General features: G+C 74.6%; 5 protein-coding genes. 3 read left to right on the forward strand and 2 right to left on the reverse strand.

The window, feature by feature from the left end:
- Window positions 1–2 precede the first annotated feature (2 nt).
- Window positions 3–1,067, reverse strand: a complete 1,065-nt coding sequence (locus ACFRMQ_RS38670; RefSeq protein ID WP_380735575.1) for a ParB-like protein — start codon at window positions 1,065–1,067, stop codon at window positions 3–5.
- A 377-nt stretch (window positions 1,068–1,444) separates the two neighbouring features.
- Here ACFRMQ_RS38670 and ACFRMQ_RS38675 point away from each other — a divergent pair, with 377 nt between their 5' ends.
- The 3 genes from ACFRMQ_RS38675 to ACFRMQ_RS38685 all read left to right on the forward strand — a co-directional run bounded on the left by ACFRMQ_RS38675 (window position 1,445) and on the right by ACFRMQ_RS38685 (window position 3,546).
- Window positions 1,445–1,876 carry a BlaI/MecI/CopY family transcriptional regulator gene (locus ACFRMQ_RS38675; RefSeq protein ID WP_380735576.1) on the forward strand — a complete coding sequence of 144 codons (432 nt, stop codon included), beginning with the start codon at window positions 1,445–1,447 and terminating at the stop codon, window positions 1,874–1,876.
- On the forward strand, window positions 1,873–2,859 hold the full coding sequence (locus tag ACFRMQ_RS38680) for a M48 family metalloprotease (RefSeq protein WP_380735578.1): 987 nt from the start codon (window positions 1,873–1,875) through the stop codon (window positions 2,857–2,859). Before ACFRMQ_RS38675 ends, ACFRMQ_RS38680 begins: the two co-directional genes overlap by 4 nt.
- A gap of 111 nt (window positions 2,860–2,970) precedes the next feature.
- Complete coding sequence (locus ACFRMQ_RS38685) at window positions 2,971–3,546, forward strand: hypothetical protein (protein WP_380735579.1); 576 nt, start codon at window positions 2,971–2,973, stop codon at window positions 3,544–3,546.
- An 18-nt stretch (window positions 3,547–3,564) separates the two neighbouring features.
- Here ACFRMQ_RS38685 and ACFRMQ_RS38690 read toward each other — a convergent pair whose 3' ends face one another.
- Window positions 3,565–4,272 (reverse strand): ABC transporter ATP-binding protein, encoded by a 708-nt coding sequence (locus ACFRMQ_RS38690; protein WP_380735580.1) that lies wholly within the window; start codon window positions 4,270–4,272, stop codon window positions 3,565–3,567.
- Window positions 4,273–4,414: the final 142 nt, after the last annotated feature.

A 4,414-nucleotide genomic window follows, 5' to 3' on the forward strand; every position in this document is an offset into this window, starting at 1 on the left:
GGTCAGCCCAGGCCGTTGATCCGCTTGTACTCCAGCGCGTAGGCGAGCTTGCCGGGCTTGGCGTCGGAGTACGGCTTGCTCAGCTTGTCGAACTCGCCCTTGGTGGCGGGCTTGCCGGCGTTCCACTGGTCGAGCGCGCCGAGGTCCGCGGCGGTGAAGCCGCTGTCGACGACGGAGGTCTTGGGCAGCGCGGCGATCGAACGGGTCAGGCCCTGGACGGTGGCCAGGTAGCTGCCGAGGTCGTCGCGGTCCCAGCCGGAGAGGTCGACCGGCTTCGCGTCGCGGACCCAGCTGCCCCAGTAGAACTCCTGGAACGGCAGGGAGTTCTGGGTGTAGCCGATGTCCCGGCCGAAGTAGAGCAGGCTGCGGTACTTGTCGTCGCGGAAGTTGGCCAGGCCCACGCCGGTGGGCAGCTTGTTCACCTTGACCTGGTCACCCTCCGGGCCGCGCAGGTAGACCCACTTGTTGGCCTGCATCCGCTCCCAGAAGTCCTGGCGGGTGAGGTTGCTGTAGTTGGCCAGCACCCGCAGCCGGACGTGCAGGTTCGCGCCGCCGTCCGGGGTCTCGTAGAAGGAGGTGAGGGTGTGGTGCCCGTCGGTGAGGAACGGCTCGCCGTGCGGGCCTATGACGACCGTCTTCATGGCGGCGACGCTGTCTGCCGTCTCGGCGCCGACGGGGAGCTTGCAGGTGAAGGAGGACGGGTCGTCCAGGCGGGCGCCGGGCTGGACCGTCGCCGCGTCGACGCGGCCGTCGGCCTCGCACCAGTCGGCGAACTTCTTGTTCACCGCGTCCTTGCCGAGGGTGTAGCGGCCGAGCTTGTAGTACACCTCGTCATAGCCCAGCGCGGGCTGGGTGGGGTGCACGTCGCCGATCCGGACGTCGAGCAGTTGGCCGGACTGGGCGCACAGGTACTGGGCGAACGGCGTGGAGCGGTTGTCGTGCCCGCACTGCGAGGGCCGGGTGCCCGGCGCGCCGGGGGCGGCGTACGCGACCGGCGCCGACACGACCATCGCGACGACGGCCGCTCCGAGGGCCGCGGCACGGCGGGACGGGGGGATGGAACGCATGGCACTCCTCGTTTCAAGGGCGGACAGGCCCGTGAGCGTGGCAGCGCCCGGCCAACGCCGGCCCTCGTTCCCGCGACATCCGGGCGAACCCGAGGTCAACGATCACGCTGCCCGGGTGCGCGCCCGAGCCGGCGCCCTGACGGCCCACGAGGCGTCAGGCGGCCCGTGGCCGACGGGCGGATGCGCCACGCGGCACTCCCCCGCCTCCCCCGCCACCGCCGCCGGATCCCCCCTTACGGCGACCCGCACACCCCCGTAAATTTAGCTTAGGCACGCCTAAGTAAAATGGCCTCGGCTCTTCTCGCCGTATCGGGGGAGGCGACGGCCGCCATCGGCGTCGGGGTGTGCCGGACGAAGACATCGGGACAGGGAGAGAGATGGCGAGGGAGGGCCAGGAGGCCAGACGCCCGCACGGGGAACTGGTCGCGGACGTGCTGGCGGTGCTGTGGGCGGCCGGTGAGCCGATGACGGCGCGGCAGGTCAAGGGGGTGCTGCGGCAGGACCTCGCCCGGACGACCGTGACGACGATCCTCGCCCGCCTGCACGAGAAGGGGACCGTGGAGCGCACCCGGCCGGGGCGGTCCTTCGCCTACGCGCCGGTCTCGGACGCCGCCGGGCTGGCGGCCGGGCGGATGCGCCGGGAACTGGAGAAGGAGCCCCGGCGGGACCTGGTGCTGAAGCGCTTCGTGTCCTCGCTGTCCACGGACGACGGGGACGTCCTGCGGCGCCTGCTGATCGAGACGGAGGCCGGGACGGAGGCCCAGGCGGGTGCGGCCGGGGGCGAGGCCGTGCCGGAGGGCGGGGCGTGACGCCGTTCCTGGTGGCCGTCGCCCTCGCCGTCGCCCTCCCCTGGGCGGCGGTGCCGGCGGCACACCGGCTGGCCGGGCTGCTCCCGCCGCGCGAGGCCTCGTTGGCGCTCGCGGGGGCGGCCGCGCTGCTCGCGGGCGGCACGGTCGCGGTGCTGGTCGGCCTCGTCCACGTGCCGTTCCTGGCGGAGCTGGAGCACCTGCCGTTCGCCCGGGTGACGGCACACTGGCCGACAGTGCTGCCGGTGTCCGGCGTCGCCGGGGCGCTGCTCGCCGTGCAGGCCCTCCGGCTGGCGCTGGCCGCACGCGGCCGGCGTGCGCTGCTGTCCCGGGCGTGGAGGCTGACCGGGGAGGGGACGGCCGAGGGCGATGTGCTCGTCGTCCCGGGCGAGGAGGCGGAGGCCTTCGTCCTGCCCCGTCACCGCCGGCGGCGGGCCCGCGTCGTCGTGTCGGAGGGCATGCTGAAGGCTCTCGGGCCGTCGGAGCGCGCGGTGCTGTTCGCCCATGAACGGGCGCACCTCCGCGGGCGCCACCATGTGCTGTCGGCCCTCGTCGACCTGGCCGCCGCCGTGCACCCGGCGCTCGCGCGACTGGAACCCGCGCTGGAGTTCCACCTGGAGCGGTGGGCGGACGAGGCCGCCGCGGCGGCGGTGGGAGACCGGGGGCTCGCCGCGGCCGCCATCGCCCGCGCCGCGCTGGCCGGCTCGGCCGGGGCCGATGTGAACGGGGCCGATGTGAACGGGGCCGGCGCACACGGAGCGGGTGCGCGCGGCAGCCGGTTCCTGTCCGTGAGCACGGGACCGGTCCCCCGGCGGGTGCGGGCCCTGCTGGAGCCGGAACCCGCCGGGCCCAGGGGTCGCGGGCCGCGCGCGGCCGCGGCCGGTCTCCTCGCCGCGGTGGTGGTGCCGGCCCTGCTGACGCTCGGTCTCCCCTACGGCCTGCACGAGTACGTGGAGCACGCGGCCCGGACGATCGTCGGACACTGACGGTCTGACGACATTGATGTAGACCAATGGTCGCGGGCGTGGGTATGGTGAGCCTCGGTTTGCTTCTCCGACGCCGAGGGCGTCGCGCTTTTCCGATGATGGGGACACGGTTTGTACGACGGACGGCAGGGCTCGTCGAGTCCGTTCGAGCAGTCCGTCTACCTCCTGTCGGAGGCCGGCCGGGCCGTCGACCGTCTGCTGGCCCAGCGGTTGGAACACCGGGGGCTGACCCCGGTCCACCACGCGCTGCTGTCGGCGCTGTCGCAGCTGGGGCCGCACGGTCGGGACGATCTCACCGCCCGGATCGAGGCACCCGCGGCCGAGGTGGGCCAGGCCCTCGACGATCTCCTGTCGGCGCGTCTGCTCCAGGCGATGGTCGTCCACGTCGGTGGCCGACAGGAGGTCCTGACCGTCACGGCCTCGGGCGAGTCCGCCCTGGAGGTGCTCCACGCCGACGCGTCGACGGCGCAGGACGACCTGCTGGCGTCCCTGACGAAGGGGCAGCGCGTCGAACTCAACTCCCTGCTGCGGCGCGTGTGCGCGGCCGCCGCCCGGGGAGCCGGACAGGCACCGCCGCTCCGCGAGCCGAGCGGCTGGACCCTGACCCGGGGAGCCCGGCGGACCTGGTCGAGGGTTCGGGAGGGCGCCGGCCCGGCCGGCGAGCCGCACGCCGGAACGGCCCACTGACGCCGCCGTGCGAGGCGCTCAGCCCGGAACCGGGCTCGGGACCTCCCGCCGCTTCGCGAGCGGCGTCCCGGCCGCGCCGTCGAGGGTGAGGAGGATGTCCGCGTGAGCCGAGAGCAGGGGCAGGTCGTGGCTGACGAGGACGACGGCGAGGCCCCGGTCGGTCCGTAGGGCGCGCAGGAGTTCCATGATGCCGTCGGCGGTGTCGGCGTCGAGGGCGGAGGTGACCTCGTCGCAGAGCAGGACGTCGGGTTCGGCGGCCAGGGCCCGGGCGATGGAGACGCGTTGGCGCTGCCCGCCGGAGAGTTCGTGGGGATGCCGGTCGGCGTGGCCGGGGGTGAGGCCGACGGCGGTGAGCAGTTCGGCGACGCGGGCGTCGCACCGGTCGGTGGGCCGCGCGAAGTGGAGCTTCAGCGGGCGGGCGAGGGTGGCACCGACGGTGTGGGCGGGGTTGAGGGCTCCGAGCGGGTTCTGCGGGACGAGCTGGATGCGGCGGCGCTGGTCGCGGGTGCGCCGCCGGTAGGAGGCGGCCAGGGGTTCGCCGCCGAGGGCGATGTCTCCGCCTTCGGGGCGGTGGAGGCCCGCCAGGGTGCGCAGCAGCGTGGTCTTGCCGCAGCCGGACGGGCCGGTGATCCCGGTCAGGGTGCCGGGCCGCAGCGCGAGGTCGAGTCCGGCGAAGACCTGGTGGCGGTTTCGGCCGGTGCCGACCCGGGCGTCGAGTGCCGTCACCTCGACGACGGGCTCCGTGGCGGCGCGGACGGGCTCCGTGGCGGCGCGATCGCAAGCCCCCGCGGTCGTCTGGGGCCGAACGGGTATCCGGGGCCGGACGGGCGCGGCTGTCCTCGCGGTCGTGACCGGACGGTCGGGCCAC

The organism is Kitasatospora sp. NPDC056783 (assembly GCF_042789895.1).
Lineage (GTDB): Bacteria > Actinomycetota > Actinomycetes > Streptomycetales > Streptomycetaceae > Kitasatospora.